Source organism: Pandoraea capi (genome assembly GCF_902459735.1).
Taxonomy (GTDB): Bacteria; Pseudomonadota; Gammaproteobacteria; order Burkholderiales; family Burkholderiaceae; genus Pandoraea; species Pandoraea capi.
Window position 1 is genome coordinate 109,977 of sequence record NZ_CABPRV010000006.1, and the last position, 1,340, is coordinate 111,316.

Below are 1,340 nucleotides of genomic sequence, written 5' to 3' on the forward strand. Positions count from 1 at the left end.
ACACATCCCGCCGCCGGCTGTCCGGCGACGGTCGATGCGTGACGCAATGACAGCCGGCTCGGGCCGGCGCGCGCAGTTTCGACGGAGAAGCTCATGCAGCTCGATCCCCCCGATACCCTGGGTTCCCAACGCTCTACCTCTGCCCCCGATGCTTCCGGGAATTCCCCTGCGCCCAAGCGCACCACGGCCAGCGACTGGCGCTCGCGCGTCATTCTCGGCGATCAGGTCGGGGATATCGAATTGCCTGACTGGCTGGAGACCTCGTACGAGACGCTGCGCACGCAGGTCATGCACCCGGAGTATCCGTGCTTCTTCGGCACGATCGCCGAGCGGCGCGGCGAGATGTTCTACACCTTCGTCAACGGCAAGGACAATGCGTCGCTGCCCGCCACGATGCTCACGTTCGCGCGTCTCGCGTCGCAGCCGGAATTCCGACGCAACAACATCGCGATCTTCTACGAGCCGGACGCCACGCCGCTCACGCACGCCGAATATCACGACCTGTTCTGGAACACGTTGCAGTATCTGCACAACGTTGACCCCGATCCGGAGGCGGATCATCAGGTGCCGCCCTCGCACGAGGACTGGGAGTTCGGCTACGGCGGGCTTCAGATGTTCGTCGTCTGCGCCTGCCCGTCGTTCTCGTTGCGCCACAGTCGCAACCTCGGGCCGGGCATGGTGCTGCTGTTCCAGCCGCGCGCGGTGTTCGTCGACACCATCACGAACAAGGTGATCGGGCGTCAGGCGCGCGAGCAGGTGCGCGAGAGACTGCGCAAGTGGGACGCCGTCGGCCCCCACCCGGACCTGGGCTTCTACGGCGATCCGGGCAACCTCGAATGGAAGCAGTACTTCCTTGAGGACGAGAACGTTGCCGCAGCCGATCAATGCCCGTTCCTCAAACGCATGCGTCGCGCCACGGAAGTCGCCACAGCGCCGACGGTGCAGGCCGACGCAGGCACGTCGGCGCCGATGCTCGGAAAGATTGCCGTCCATCCCAAACCGCACCCGACGCCATCCGTTTCCCCCGCGCACGTCGCTCATGCGGGTCACACCGGTCATGACGCGCATCTGGCGCGTCAGATGCATGCCGATGCGGGGCACGGACGGCTGATCGAGCAGGGCGACGGCGAAACGAGCGACATGCCGGGCAGCCATAAATCGCATTCCGGGCCGCATGCGCAGGCACCCGTGCGCAACGACGGCGAGCATCCCGAGTAGTCGGCGCCCCCTGTCGGCATGCCAGCGAGGCGCGGCCCTTCGGTCGCGCCGTTCGCCTTGGATGACACGCATGCCACGAACGCAATGAATCGCAAAGAATGCAACGAACTTCAGGCACTCCG

At 65.7% G+C, this 1,340-nt stretch carries 1 protein-coding gene; it reads left to right on the forward strand.

Annotated elements, in window-relative coordinates:
• The first annotated feature begins 93 nt into the window (after positions 1–93).
• Entirely contained in the window at positions 94–1,218 is a 1,125-nt protein-coding gene (locus tag PCA20602_RS14300; RefSeq protein ID WP_150721797.1) for a YqcI/YcgG family protein, read from the forward strand.
• Positions 1,219–1,340 lie beyond the last annotated feature (122 nt).

Bases quoted from the DNA above. Each gene is read 5' to 3' on its own strand.
- PCA20602_RS14300 (WP_150721797.1), top strand. From the start codon at position 94: ATGCAGCTCGATCCCCCCGATACCCTGGGTTCCCAACGCTCTACCTCT.